The 14460-nt window shown below is 43.5% G+C and carries 9 protein-coding genes; 5 read left to right on the top strand and 4 right to left on the bottom strand.

What is annotated here, in order from left to right:
- Nucleotides 1-12 precede the first annotated feature (12 nt).
- Complete coding sequence (locus tag H6G05_RS14450) at nucleotides 13-771, bottom strand: ABC transporter ATP-binding protein (protein ID WP_190578844.1); 759 nt, start codon at nucleotides 769-771, stop codon at nucleotides 13-15.
- 52 nt (nucleotides 772-823) lie between these two features.
- Nucleotides 824-2050 (bottom strand): ABC transporter permease, encoded by a 1227-nt coding sequence (locus H6G05_RS14445; protein ID WP_190578843.1) that lies wholly within the window; start codon nucleotides 2048-2050, stop codon nucleotides 824-826.
- Between the two features lie 403 nt (nucleotides 2051-2453).
- Between H6G05_RS14445 and H6G05_RS14440 the strand changes: the two genes are divergently transcribed.
- The 5 genes from H6G05_RS14440 to H6G05_RS14420 all read left to right on the top strand — a co-directional run bounded on the left by H6G05_RS14440 (nucleotide 2454) and on the right by H6G05_RS14420 (nucleotide 11179).
- Nucleotides 2454-2705, top strand: a complete 252-nt coding sequence (locus H6G05_RS14440; protein ID WP_190578842.1) for a type II toxin-antitoxin system HicB family antitoxin — start codon at nucleotides 2454-2456, stop codon at nucleotides 2703-2705.
- A complete protein-coding gene (locus H6G05_RS14435) occupies nucleotides 2692-2931 on the top strand; it encodes a type II toxin-antitoxin system HicA family toxin (RefSeq protein ID WP_190578841.1) in 240 nt (79 codons plus the stop codon). The genes H6G05_RS14440 and H6G05_RS14435 overlap by 14 nt, the downstream gene beginning before the upstream one ends.
- 278 nt (nucleotides 2932-3209) lie before the next feature.
- Nucleotides 3210-4904: a CTP synthase gene (locus tag H6G05_RS14430; RefSeq protein WP_190578840.1), complete on the top strand. Its 1695-nt coding sequence runs from the start codon at nucleotides 3210-3212 to the stop codon at nucleotides 4902-4904.
- A 212-nt stretch (nucleotides 4905-5116) separates the two neighbouring features.
- Complete coding sequence (gene dnaE, locus H6G05_RS14425; protein WP_190578839.1) at nucleotides 5117-8155, top strand: DNA polymerase III subunit alpha; 3039 nt, start codon at nucleotides 5117-5119, stop codon at nucleotides 8153-8155.
- Between the two features lie 273 nt (nucleotides 8156-8428).
- Nucleotides 8429-11179, top strand: coding sequence for a phycobilisome rod-core linker polypeptide (locus tag H6G05_RS14420; protein WP_190578838.1), 2751 nt, complete (start codon nucleotides 8429-8431; stop codon nucleotides 11177-11179).
- 60 nt (nucleotides 11180-11239) lie between these two features.
- Here the strand turns inward: H6G05_RS14420 and H6G05_RS14415 are convergent, their stop codons facing one another.
- Complete coding sequence (locus H6G05_RS14415; RefSeq protein WP_199310549.1) at nucleotides 11240-14206, bottom strand: DEAD/DEAH box helicase family protein; 2967 nt, start codon at nucleotides 14204-14206, stop codon at nucleotides 11240-11242.
- An 8-nt stretch (nucleotides 14207-14214) separates the two neighbouring features.
- Nucleotides 14215-14460, bottom strand: a 246-nt coding sequence (locus H6G05_RS14410) for a transposase (protein WP_190578837.1), incomplete at its 5' end; no start/stop codon positions are given.

Below are 14460 nucleotides of genomic sequence, written 5' to 3'. Positions count from 1 at the left end.
GCCGCCTTTCTACTAAATGACATGATTTAAATCCGAGGGGGATAGATGGTCATGAATGATTTGACCATCACGAAACCAAATAATCCGTCGCGAATTTCGAGCAACATCAGCTTCGTGGGTGACCATCACCACCGTAATCCCACTCGCATTCAACTCACCAAATAAATCCATTACTTCCTGTGTAGTATGAGAATCTAGCGCCCCTGTAGGTTCATCGGCAAGCAACATCACAGGGTTATTCACGATCGCCCTCGCGATCGCTACCCTTTGTTGCTGTCCACCCGACATTTGGTTAGGTCGATTATTTAAACGATGTCCCATGGCAACCCGTTCCAGCGCGGCAGCCGCCCGTTCTTTCTGTTCCTTAGGACGAATATTGGCATACGCCATCGGTAACATCACATTCTCCATGGCTGTGAGTTGTGGCAAGAGATGATATTGCTGAAAGATAAAGCCAATTTTGAGATTGCGAACTCTCGCAAGATCGCCTTCCTCCATATGGGAGACATCTTGTTCGTCTAGAAAATATTGCCCCGATGTGCTGCTATCCAGACAGCCAATGATATTCATGCAAGTGGATTTGCCCGATCCCGAAGCACCCATAATCGCGCAATATTCGCCTTCTTTAATCACAAAGCTAACATCATCTAGGGCTTTTACGAGGGTGTCGTCTTGACCATAGAATTTACAGACATTATTCAGTCGGACGATTTCCCGTCTGGAATCATCAGATATTTCGGGAATAGATGCGATCGCGTTGGTAGTAATCATAAATTTATTTTCTAATGAGAAGCCGCGCTTCGCGCTGCCTCCTATGCTTTTGCTAAATACTTCTCAAAGCTACAATCGGATCAAGTCTGGATGCTTGTCGAGCTGGGAAAATCCCAAAGAACAAACCAATTCCACCCGAAACACCGACGGCTAGACAAATTGCCCCAATCGATACACCCGCTTGCAAAGGTGAAACTGCGGCGATGAATAAAATGCCGCCAACCCCAATACCTGTACCGATCGCTCCTCCTAGCAACGACAAAATCACCGCCTCGATCGTGAACTGGGTAAGAATATCGCTGGGTGAAGCGCCGATCGCTTTGCGGAGTCCGATTTCGCTGGTGCGCTCGGTGACTGACACCAGCATGATATTCATAATGCCAATGCCACCAACTAGCAGTGAAATCCCTGCGATCGCGGCAAGCATAATCGTCAGTGCGCCCGTAATATTACCGACTATTTCTAGAGCATCCTGTTGGGTACGCACTGTAAATGTATCGTCAGCATTCACATCGGAAGTGCGGTGACGTAGTCGCAATAGGTTAGAAATTTGGAATTGCGCCGCGTCCACATTGGCATTGCTAGTCGCTGACACATTGATTACGGCGACAGCTACTCCATAGGGAGAAGTTTTGCCCGTAAGTTGGCTAGTCATCGTCGTAATTGGCAGAAAAATTGTGTCATCTTGGTTTGTGCCTAGAAACGCGCCTTTTTCTGACATGAGTCCAATTACTTCATAGCTAGTGCCTCGGATTCGCACTGTCTGCCCGACAGGCGATCCCTGTGGAAATAACTCCTTAGCGATCGCCGCCCCAATCGTGATTACCCTTGCATTCCGCTTAAGGTCTTCCTCATTAAAAAATCTGCCTACACTAACTTCCGCATTGCGAACGATCGCATAGGTATCGGTCGTACCGATTAATGTGGCGCGTTTAGTATTGTTACCTGCGATCGCTAGCTCGGAGCCGTTAATCTGCGGCGCGACACTGCGAACGGTAGGAACTTGGGTGGCGATCGCATCGGCATCGGCTAGTACTAGGCGATTGGGCGGTGCGATTACATTCCGACGCGCATTGTCAGTACCTGTGATCACAAAGATTACATCCGTACCAAGGGACTGAAACTGCTCTGAAGCGTACTTTTGCGCCCCTTGTCCAATCCCCACCATCAAAATTACGGAGGCATTACCGATAATGATACCGAGCATCGTTAATGTACTACGCAAGCGGTTAGCCGCAAGGGTTTTGCCCGCCATCCGAAAGCTTTCCCAAGTATCCATCCTTAAAATTTCCTGATGTATCTGATTTTAAACTTTGCAAAATCGATAGTTTTGGTAATGAAGTGCTGCGCTCTGTGCCGAACTTCATTACATCTCTAGATTTAATGCAAGGCTTAACTCTAGTGTATGGTCAAAACTCAATCCTGACTTCAACCATTGGGCGGTATTTGGGGTAATCCCAAAATACAAAACGGCTACGCCATTTTGTATTTTTAAAACCATCACTAGAATTGGTTTTTAATTCCCAAGAGTGGGGCGACACTTTTAGGAATGGGTATAATTGGTCATCAAAGCTGTAATACAATTAAAAAAGTTAGCCTACAATCAATTGTGTAGGGCTTGAAATGAAACTAATCTAAACTTCTAAATTTAATACCGCCAAAAGGTTAAGAGACATAGATAAATGAAAAGCCATATTAAACTTCAGCAAAATATTAATTCTTTTATTCGCTCAAATTTAGAAGGTGGCTATGTCGCGGAATGTTTGGGAATCTCAGTAGTAACACAGGGAAGTACTCTGGATGAAGTTGTCGAGAATCTCATAGAAGCAGTTGGATTACATTTAGAAGATGAAAATCCTGAAGATTTCGGTTTAGTTCCTCATCCATCAATTTTGGTTACCTTTGAACTACAACCTGAATATGTCAAAGCTTAAACGACTATCTGGCGCAGATGCGATCGCTATTTTTAAGAGATTTGGATTTGAAGTTCATAGTCAAAGAGGTAGTCATATTAAACTGCGTCGTATCACTTCTCTTGGCAAAGAAACTTTAACTATTCCTAACCATCGCGAACTAGCAACTGGTACTTGTCAAGCTCTATTTCGTCAAGCTACTCGCTATATTCTAGAATCAGAATTATTTCCATACTTCTATGAATAAATTTATCTTCATTGATCTAAAACTTGAGGCTTTTCTGGGATTAAAGTAGAACAATATCACGCTTATTTCGCTACGTACCCTGAAATACCTATTACAATTCTGATCTATTTGTGAGATTAAATGTTTTGTGAGAATGTGCTACTAAGTAACACATTCTCACAAAACATTTAGGATTGCTTTATTCTCAAATATCTGAGCGTAAGCTACTGCTATATAATCACTTTGTTAAGCATTGTTTACGAAACGATAAAACAATGCACCCTAATAACGAAATTTTTATGGCTAAGTATATCTTTGTGACTGGCGGTGTTGTCTCTAGTATTGGGAAGGGCATCGTTGCCGCAAGTTTGGGACGATTACTTAAATCTAGGGATTATTCGATCGCAATTCTGAAACTTGATCCCTATATCAACGTTGACCCTGGGACGATGAGTCCTTTTCAACATGGGGAAGTTTTTGTTACCGAAGATGGCGCAGAGACCGATCTCGATTTAGGCCATTACGAGCGCTTTACTGATACTTCGATGTCAAAGCTGAGCAATGTCACCACAGGCGCAATCTATCAAGGTGTGATCAATAAAGAACGTCGTGGCGACTATCAAGGCGGCACGGTGCAGGTGATCCCCCATATCACCAATGAAATTAAAGAGCGCATTCATCGGGTAGCGAATAACGGTAATCCCGATCTCGTGATTGTCGAAATTGGCGGTACGGTTGGCGACATTGAATCCCTACCATTTATCGAAGCAATTCGTCAGTTTCGTAAAGATGTGGGTCGGCAAAATGTGGTTTACATGCATGTTACCCTCATGCCTTGGATTGCCTCCGCAGGGGAGATGAAAACCAAGCCCACACAGCATTCAGTTAAGGAATTGCAATCCGTGGGGATTCAACCCGATATTTTAGTTTGTCGTAGCGATCGCCCCTTACCTCAAAACATCAAGGATAAAATCTCTGAATTTTGCAATGTCCTGCCAGAATGCGTAATGACAGGACAAGATGTGAAGAGCATCTATGAAGTACCGCTAGCAATGGAACGAGAAGGCTTAGCCGAGCAAGTGTTGCGACTCCTCGGTATGCAACAACGTCAACCCGATCTTCGCAGTTGGCAAACCCTTGTCGAGCGTCTCTATCGCTCTGAGCATCAAGTAGAAGTGGCGATCGTTGGTAAGTATGTGCGCTTGACCGATGCCTATCTCTCGGTGATTGAAGCCCTTAAGCATGGGGCGATCGCAGTTAATAGTAATGTCAACTTACGCTGGATCAACTCCGAAGACATCGAAGCCTATGGCGCAGAGAAATTCCTCAAAGATGTCCATGCGATCGTTGTCCCTGGTGGATTTGGTCATCGTGGAGTTGATGGCAAAGTTGCCGCAGTGAAGTATGCCCGCGATCATCAGATTCCATTTTTAGGATTATGTTTAGGAATGCAATGTGCGGTGATTGATTGGGCGAGAAATGTCGGTCAATTAGGCGATGCTAATAGTGCCGAGTTTGATCCAGAGTCCAAGAATCCTGTCATTCACCTCCTGCCTGAACAGCAAGATGTGGTTAATCTCGGTGGCACAATGCGCTTAGGTTTATACGCCTGTCGTCTAGCACCGAATACTCTAGTTAGTGATCTTTATAAAGAGTCAGTAATTTATGAACGTCATCGCCATCGTTATGAGTTTAATAATGCCTATAGATCACTATTTCTGGAGTCAGGTTATGTGATTAGTGGTACTTCTCCCGATGGGCGTTTAGTCGAAGCGATCGAGCTTCCTAGCCATCCATACTTTATCGCTACACAATTCCATCCTGAGTTCCAATCTCGCCCAAGTCGTCCCCATCCACTTTTCCAAGGCTTAATTAAAGCAGCTCTGGATTTGCAAAAACAGCGTCTAGCCAGTGGCTCTGAGTTAGAGAGTTCGCCAATTCTTGAACAACTTAATGAGCAGAAGCAAGAGTTCGCTTCAGCAACATCTGCGTAGAAATTAGGGCTAAGCCCTAATTTCAAGAACCGATTTTTGATGGCGCGGCTTAGCCGCGCCATCAAAAATCGGTTCTTGATTAAATTGCAGAACCATTAGCGGTTCAAATCCGAACCAATAAATTTTTTAAAAGTGTGGCGAAGCCACACTTTTAAAAAATTTATTATGGATCATGTTAACCTGACTGTTTGAATTTGATTTTGTAGATCACTATGACTGGATTTGTTGGGCTACACGTTCATACTGAATATAGTTTGCTCGATGGAGCAAGCCAAATCCCTGATATGGTCAATCGCGCCGTCGAACTGGGAATGCCTGCGATCGCCTTAACCGATCATGGGGTGATGTATGGAGCGATCGAGCTAATCAAGATCTGCAAATCTAAAGGAATTAAGCCAATCATTGGTAATGAAATGTATGTCATCAATGGCGACATTACCATACAGTATAAAAGAGAAGATAAAAAGAAAAAATATCACCAATGCGTTCTCGCTAAAGATACGCAGGGTTATCGCAATCTAGTCAAACTCACCACCATTTCCCATTTGCAAGGCTATCAAGGCAAAGGGATTTTCGCCCGTCCTTGCATTAATAAAGAATATTTACTGCAATATAAAGAAGGCTTAATGCTCACTTCTGGTTGCTTAGCAGGAGAAGTTCCTCAAGCAATCATGAATGGCGATCCGAAACTAGCGAGAGAAGTGGCGGCTTGGTATAAAGAACATTTTGGCGATGATTATTATCTAGAAATTCAAGATCACGGCTATCCTGAAGATCGCGTTGTAAATGTGGAAATTTGCAAGATTGCCAAAGAATTAGAGATCAGAGTAATTGCCACAAACGACTCCCACTTTACCTCTTGCATGGATGTGGAAGCCCACGATGCACTGCTCTGTATCCAAACTGGTAAATTAATTTCTGATGAGAAACGCCTGCGTTATAGCGGCATGGAATATTTCAAATCCTATGATGAGATGCGGCAGTTATTTCGAGATCATTTGGAAGATGATGTGATCGAAGAAGCTCTCGCTAATACTCTCCATGCTGCCGCCAAAGTTAAGCCCTACGACCTCATGCGCGATCCCCGTGCTGCGGATTATCCCATTCCTGAAGGGCATACTGCGGATACTTATTTTGAAGAAGTGACATGGCAAGGCTTACTCCAAAGATTTAATGCTAAGACCCATGCCGAGATTTCTGCCGAATATCAAGAGCGCTTGAGGTTTGAGCTAGGCATCATTATGCAGATGGGTTTCTCTACTTACTTTTTGGTGGTTTGGGACTACATCAAATATGCAAGAGACAAGCAGATTCCCGTGGGCCCTGGACGAGGCAGTGCCGCAGGTTCTTTGGTTGCCTATTCTTTGGGAATTACCAATATTGATCCCATTCATCACGGACTTCTCTTTGAAAGATTTCTCAATCCTGAACGGAAGTCAATGCCTGATATTGATACGGACTTCTGTATCGATCACCGCAGTGAATTGATTGATTATGTGACGCAACGCTATGGACAAGAACGAGTTGCTCAGATTGTGACTTTTAACCGCTTAACTTCTAAGGCTGTCCTCAAGGATGTGGCAAGGGTGCTAGATGTGTCTTACAGTGAATCAGACAAAATGGCAAAGATGATACCCGTTTCTCGCGGTAAGCCAGCCAAGTTGAAGGTGATGATTTCTGAGGAATCCCCTGCACCCGAATTTCGCGATCGCTACAAACAAGATGCGAAAGTGTTTGAATGGCTGGACATGGCGATGCGAATTGAGGGTGTGAACAAAAGTTCAGGTGTTCATGCAGCAGGTGTAGTGATTTCACCATTCCCATTGGATGAAGTTGTACCATTGCAACGCAGTAATGAAGGTCAAGTTGTCACGCAATACACGATGGAGGATTTGGAATCCCTTGGTTTGCTGAAAATGGACTTCTTAGGACTACGAAATCTGACAACCATTGAGCATACCAGTAAGCTAATTCGTAACAATCAAGATCCGAATTTCCATATTGATGCGATCGCCCCCGACATGTCTACGGAGGCAAATCAAAAAACCTATAAGCTATTAGAAAAAGGCGATCTAGAGGGTGTCTTCCAACTAGAATCATCGGGAATGAAGCAGATCGTCAAAGATCTTAAGCCTTCCAATATTGAAGATATTTCTTCGATTCTGGCGCTCTATCGCCCTGGTCCATTGGATGCTGGGCTAATTCCAAAGTTCATTAATCGTAAGCATGGCAGAGAAGCGATCGAGTATCAGCACCACACCTTAGAACCAATTCTAAATAATACTTATGGAGTATTATGCTTAGCTAAAGGAACTTTAATTGCAAAACCTGATGGCACAAGTACACCAATTGAGAATATTCGTAAGGGTGATGTAATTCTCTCTTCTGATGGTAAGCGCGTATGGTCAGCAAAGGTCGCAAAGCAATGGCAAAGCGGTATTAAATCCATTGTCAAAATCACGCTATCAACAGGTACAGAGATTTACTGTACGTCAGAACATCGCTTTCTCACGCCACAGGGCGATCAGTTTGCCAATGAGTTAAAACCTCTAAATGAAACTGGAGACACTATCACTTACGGATCATTCCTTTTTGAATTAGATTCTAATTCCTTGAAAGATGTTCGTCCTGTATTTGTGGCATCTATTGAAGACTGGGGAACTAGCGAATGTTTCGACATTGAAATGGCAGATCAAAATTCTCCCTATTTCTTAGCAAATGGAATTGTTACCCATAATTGCTATCAAGAGCAGATCATGAAAATGGCGCAGGATCTGGCAGGATATTCCCTTGGTGCTGCGGATTTATTGCGTCGGGCGATGGGGAAGAAGAAGCCAGAAGAAATGGAAAAGCAGCGTTCTATTTTTCTTGATGGTTGCGCTAAAAATGGTATTAGGTCAGAGATTTCTAATGATCTATTCGATCAGATGGTAATCTTTGCGGAGTATTGCCTCAGTTACGATACTTTAGTAAAAACTGTCGAATATGGTGTGATGCCTATCGGTAAGATTGTGGAGCATCACATCGAATGTAGTGTGTATAGTGTTGATGAGAATGGCTTTGTCTATACCCAACCCATTGCCCAATGGCACGATCGCGGTAATCAAGAAGTTTTTGAATATGAGCTAGAAAATGGCGATCGCATTAGAGCTACTAAGGATCATAAGTTTATGACTCTTGACGGTGAGATGCTAGCGATCGATGAAATTTTTGAGCGTGGGTTAGATCTTGTGATTGCCACAAATATATGAAACTTAGGAGACTAAATTTTAGATCTAGCTTAACAAAATCTAAAATATGACGATTAAGGCGATCGTGCTTATGTCCTACATACAGCTATATATGAATAAACAAAGTCACCACCCCCCTTGCTTTACAAAACTTATCGTTAGTTTTTGCTTGAAATACCTGTAAATGCAGCATTTTCTGATGAGATAGAGTTAGATATTTAGTTGGAAAACCCTATACTGGGTAGTTATTATTTCGACTTTTTACATACCCTTTAAAGATCACAAGGCAGACACATGAGCGTAACAGCGTCAAGTGGTGCAGTAAATGCCCGCCCTCGTCTATATCAGACCGCTATAACTTCCACAATTTCCCAGATAGAGCAACAAGATCGCTTTGCGACTCGTAGCGAACTAGATGACTTGTCCACATACTTTCAATCTGGACTAAAGCGCATCGAAATTGCTGCGATTTTGACCAAAAACTCAGATAACATCGTATCCAAGGCAGCTAGCCGTATTTTTACGGGTGGTTCCGCTATGGCGTTTTTGGAAAAGCCCAAAGGTTCAGAAGAGCTTGAAATTGATCGCGCTGGTCGCGTAGTTGATGTCAAGGTCGGCATGGAACTTGGGACAACCACTTATACCGAAGCAAGCGAAGGTGGCTTTTTAGGAACCATCAAGAATTTCTTCAGTAATACAGGGCTTATTGGTGTTGTAGATACGCCTCCAGCCAATTTCCGTCCGATTAACATTTCCCGTTATGGCGCAGACCGCATGAAGAAGTCCCTACGTGACTTGTCATGGTTCTTGCGTTATGCCACCTATGCGATCGTCGCAGGTGACCCTAATATCCTTGCTCAGAACGTGCGCGGCTTGCGTGAAATCATCGAAGCAGCTTGCTCGACCGATGCCACGATTGTTGCTTTACAAACCATGAAGCAAGCAGCAGCAAGCTATTTTGTTAACGATTCTACTGCGATTGAAATTATTAAGCAGTATATGGATGTAGCGATCGCTGAATTTAAAGCCGCGACCCCATCACCTAAAGTCCGTCAACGCAACTCTCCTGACCTACAAGGTCTGTCTCTACCTCAGATCTACTTCAACACCGCAGAGCGTCGTCAGAAGTTTGTGATGAAGGCAGCCATGACTGGTGCTGAGAAAAATGAAGTAGTTAAGGCTGCTTACCGTCAAGTTTTCGAGCGTGATATTGCTCGTGCTTATAGCCAAGGTGTTTCGGATCTTGACTCTAAGGTAAAGAATGGCGAAATCTCGGTACGTGAATTTGTGCGTCGCTTAGGCTTATCGCCTCTATACCGCGATCAGTTTTTCCTACCTTTCATCAACTCCCGCGCTGTCGAACTAGCATTTAAGCATTTCCTTGGACGCTCACCTGAAAGCCGTGAAGAAGTTGCTGCTTATTTTGCGATCGTTTCCAAAGGTGGTCTACCTGCCCTAGTTAATGCCCTAGTTAACTCCAGAGAGTACAGCGACTACTTCGGCGAAGAAACCGTACCTTATCAACGTGGATACGGACAAGAAGCTCAAACAGCCCGTAACTGGGGTGCACAGTTTGACCTGTTCAACTACTCGGCTCCTTTCCGCAAGGTTCCTCAGTTCATCACCTTGTTTGCGGCTTATCAGAATCCATTGCCTGATCAGCATGTTTACGGTGCTGGCAACGATCCTCTAGAAATTACGTTTGGTGCGATCTTCCCCAAAGAAACCCGCAACCCCAGCGCATCCCCTGCTCCTTTTGGCAAAGATACCCGTCGCATCTTGATCCGCAATGGTGCTGGTATCACCAACCAACTTGGCAACCCATCGGCAACTGGCTCAATCGATCCGATGAGTCCCAAGGTATTCAAGCTCGATCAAACCCTACGTGATAACGTCAAGATCGGTAAAGGTGCTAGAAAATCTTCGGTAAAGGGCTTGAGCATCACCAACTCAGAAAGCTCTACCCAAGCAGTGATTCGTGCTCTTTATCTACAAATCATTGGCTTTATTCCTTACTCTGGTCAGCGCCTCACCCTCGCAGAAATCAAGCTAGAGAATGGCGACATTTCCGTGCGTGAGTTTGTCAGAATGTTGGCGAAGTCACCTATCTTCCGCGATCGCTACTGGACTAAGCTTTATGTCTGTAAGGCGATCGAATTTACCCATCGCCGCCTCTTGGGTCGCCCTACCTATGGTCGTCCTGAGATGAATGCTTACTTTGATCTGGCTTCAAAGAAAGGTTTCTACGCTGTTGTAGATGCAATCCTTGATACCAAGGAATACGAGCAGGCTTTTGGTGAAGATACGGTTCCTTACGAGCGCTATTTGACCCCCGCAGGTGTCTCGCTTCGCAACAATCGCAACAGCACCTTGGGTGAAGAAAAAGGCACTAAGGTTGTGGTTGAGCCAACGCCTAAGTTTGTCGAACTTGGTCAAGTCACTGAAGAGCGTTCTTCTGTATCGATTCGCGATCGCATCAATCAAGGTGTTGACAAGAAACGTGAACAACGCAAGATCTTCAAGCTCACTACCACTGATCCTGTGGAAGCAGGTGCTTTGGTACGTGCTGCTTACCGTCAAGTGTTCGAGCGGGACATGGATGCCTATGTTGCTGATTCACAATTCAGCCAATTTACTTCCAAGTTGCTCAACAAAGAAACCACGGTCAAGGAATTCATCTTGGCAATCGGTACATCCGACCTTTACATCAAGGAATTCTACGCACCATTCCCCAACACCAAGGTGATCGAGTTGGGTACAAAGCACTTCTTAGGACGTGCGCCCCTCGATCAAGCTGAAATCCGCAAATACAATGTGATTTTGGCAACTAGTGGTATCAAGGCGATGGTCACGGAAATGGTTAACAGCCGTGAATTCCTCGATGCTTTTGGTGAAGATGTAGTACCTTACAACCGCTTCGAGACCTTCCCTGCGGCTAACTACCCTAATACTAAGGAGCTATACGATCGCCTCACCAAGCAGGACAAATCGATTGTTGTGCCTAGCTTTGCACCAGTAAAATCGAAAATCCCAACTACAGTTTAGAGACTAGCTTCTAGCTTAAAAAAAGAGAAACGGCTTAGCCGTTTCTCTTTTTTTGTGGGATTAAATAACATTACGCACTGTCTCCGCAAAATCATCACAAAGTTTATTGACTAAATCTTCCATCTCTTTAAAAAAATAATTGCCCACCGTCTTCTGGTTAAAGATTTTATATCGGCGATAGATTCTGGAAAAAATTTCATAAATCTCTTCTTCTGAGACATTCGAGTTAATCTTGGCAACTAATCGTATACCGTCTTCACAATTTTGCACATAAGCGAAGAATTCAGCAATTTTAGCGGCAAATTCTTTGATGCGATCGCCTTTTAATTCTTCTTGTTCATTACGCGCTTCGAGAATCGCCAAAATATTAAATTGATGAACTGTAAAGGGCGGTTTGCCCTCAGCTATTTTTGGCGACTTGGGGGGCTTGGGTTCTTTGGGTTGGGTTTGAACTTCGATGATGCCGATTTGGTTGTCAAAATAGACCTCGATCGCATCTTTAATATCATCGGTACGATGTAGCTGGTTATAGATTTTATTGAACAGGCGCAGAAAATTTAAAAAATTCGGTTCACTGTACTTTTCTTCTAGAGCAATTACATATTCAATGCGATTGAGAATAGTGAAATATTGGGCGGTTTTGGCTTTGGTGTCGGCGGTGGGTTTAGGATTAGCTTCGATATGTTTTTCGATGCTACTTTCTAAATCTAGGTGGTTTTCGGGATCATTTTGTTTAGTGACATCATTAGCGATCGCTACAAATATATTGAAAAACTTTTCGTACACCTCAGATTTTTTCAGCATCGGGAAGAGTAGTTCTAAGATGCGTTTGTCGCTGAAGGGATCGAAGTCACTGACGACAACATCGGAGAAATGCTCGAAGGCTTCTTTGATATTTTGAACGTTGACATTGTTGTAGGAAAAATCAACGATTTTGCATTCATTTTTATGTTTGGCGGTGCGATTGACTCTAGAAATTGCTTGAATGGCGCTAATACCTTTGATTTCTTTGTCTAGAAATAGGGTATGCAGTCTTTTTTCATCGAAGCCTGTTTGCAGTTTGGCAACGACAATAATTAAGCCATTTTTCTTGAGTGCAAAGTTTTCTAAGACTTTCTCCTCGCTGAGTCCGTCATTTAGCCCTGTGGCGCTTTGTTCGTCTTGGTTGCTGGAGTAGACGATGTGAATAGGCGCTTCGGCATATTTAGCGTATTTATTTTGTTTGGTGATTTCTTGGAAATGTTTGGTAATGGCTTGTTTATAGGCGATCGCTGCTTTAATCGAATACACAGCAAGCATGGCTTTTGCCGTGCCACGAATTTTAGGATAGACATCTTTTACAAGGAGATCGGCGATGTATTTGGCGATCGCATTAATTCGTTCGCGTTCCTCATAGATTTGCTTTTTATCGACATCTTTGTAATTAGGTTGCTCGAAGCCTTCCATTTTGTTTTGAGGAAGGTCAAATAGCATTTTGGAAGCAACAGGGATAATATTTTCGATAGGGTTATGAATAAAGCCGTCTTTGATTGCTTCGTTCATGGTGTAGGAATCGAAGGGAACCCAGAGCTTTTCGCTTTCGGCATAGCCGCTAAATTCACCGAAACGAGCGAGAGTATGATCATCTGGGGTAGCAGTGAAGCCAATAATTAAATTCTTTTTAGTACGGAATAGGCTGGTTTGAGTGTCAAAGGGTGTTTGCAGTTCATCGAAGATATTGACCATGTCTTCATGTTGTTCGCCACTGTTGGAGCGGTGGATCTCATCGATTAGGAAGACGATGCGGAGTTGGGCAATTTTTTCGAGGGTGTCAGGATCGAGTATGGTTTTGACTGCGCCAAATTTTTGGAGATTGACGATTACTAAGCGGGTGTCGGATTCGAGGGCTTTTTGGAAACTGTTTTTGTCGCTTGCTTCAACATACATCCGATTGTCGATGTTCATGTTTAGCATTTTGGAATCAATTTGGCTGCGGAGTTGCAGGCGATCGACGACGATCATGATTTTGTCATAGACATATTCACCATTGCGGCGCAGGTCTTTGAGTTGGAGTGCTGTCCAGCCGATGATGTTGGATTTGCCAAACCCTGCGGCGTATTGCAGTAGGAGCGAATAAATATTTTTGTTGTTGGCGTAGGCTTTGCGCTTTTCGATCAGTTCGGCGCGTTTGCTAGGGGCGACATGGGCGAGTTGTCGCTCTAGTTGCTTGATGAAATAATCATCTTCAGTTTCATGATCGAGAAATTCATCGATTTTGGCGAGAATTTTGTCTGTTCCAAATTTTTGTTTGGGACGCGGTGAGATGAGGTGTCCTTTTTCGTCTTTGAGTTCTTTTTTGCCACTGACAAAATAGACATCGCGCTCGATGAAGTTGTAGTAGAGAATTTCTTTCTCAATGAAGTTTTTGCCGTAATGGTATTTGAATATTTCTTTGAGTTTGTCTTTTTTGTCGGCGTTAGGATTTAGCAGGGGATAGGGTTTAAATACTTTGATGACATTTTTTTCGTACTCTTCGCGATCAAACTCTTTATCGCGGCAGGTGGTGAGGATTTCATCAAAAAAGTCAGAGATGGTGCGGATCACGTAGGTTTCGCCGAGGTCGGTGCTGGTGATATGGATGGCTTTTTCAAATATTTTTAAGAAGTCTTTGCGATGAGTTTCTTTTTCTTTGTCGCTGAGGTAGAGATGGCGATCGAAGTTTTCGTAATAGACTCTGACGGCTTCAAAGTAGTCTTTGATGACTTTACCGCGTCCGTTCTTTTTTGCGGTTTGGTTGCTGAGGTTAGATTTTAGTTCGCTATAACCGAGGTAGATCCCATTCACAAATAGGCAAATATCGGGACGAAAGGAGAAGATGATTTTGTTTTGATATTTGTATTTGTAGGGTAGTTCTTGGACTACGGAAAATATATTTTGATTGAAGAGATTACTATCATGAATTACGCTGTCATCGGTATAGAAAAGATGTAGTTTGATGCCTTGGAGCGTAACTGATTTATTACAGCAAATACCGATCAAACCCACCACAAAACAACCTACCGAAAAGGCTCAAAGCAGATGCCACAATGATGAAACCAATTAAGAGCATCCTCATCAGAAATAGCATTAATAGCCATAGTGATAGCTGAATCAAGAGCCTCAATTGTACGAGCTTTAGCAGAGCGAATAATTTCTTTCAACTTTGACCAACATAACTCGATTGGCGATAAATCAGGGGAATAAGGAGGTAGGAACTTAACCTTAGCACCGACAGATTCAATTAGAGTTTTCGCAATTTCAGC

The sequence above is a fragment of the Phormidium tenue FACHB-1050 genome, from assembly GCF_014696925.1.
Lineage (GTDB): Bacteria > Cyanobacteriota > Cyanobacteriia > Pseudanabaenales > Pseudanabaenaceae > Pseudanabaena.
This window is presented reverse-complemented; position numbering and strand designations above follow the sequence as displayed.